General features: G+C 59.8%; 1 pseudogene. It reads left to right on the forward strand.

The window, feature by feature from the left end:
- Positions 1–214, forward strand: a pseudogene (locus tag E5W70_RS33005) (glycosyltransferase family 4 protein); the annotation flags it as partial.

Raw genomic sequence — 214 nt, forward strand, 5'->3', positions numbered from 1 at the left:
TGCCGCCCGTCAATTGGGTTGGAACCGTGCATCACGGCCTGCCCCGCGATCTTCTGCCATTCCACCCGAACACCTCTGGCTATCTTGCGTTTCTCGGTCGCATCTCGCCGGAAAAGGGGCCGGAAACGGCCATAGAAATAGCAGCGCGGGCCGGGATTCCTCTGAAGATCGCCGCCAAGATCGACAAGGTGGACCAGTCGTTCTGGAAGGAAAG

This window comes from Mesorhizobium sp. (genome assembly GCF_005063415.1).
Taxonomy (GTDB): domain Bacteria; phylum Pseudomonadota; class Alphaproteobacteria; order Rhizobiales; family Rhizobiaceae; genus Mesorhizobium.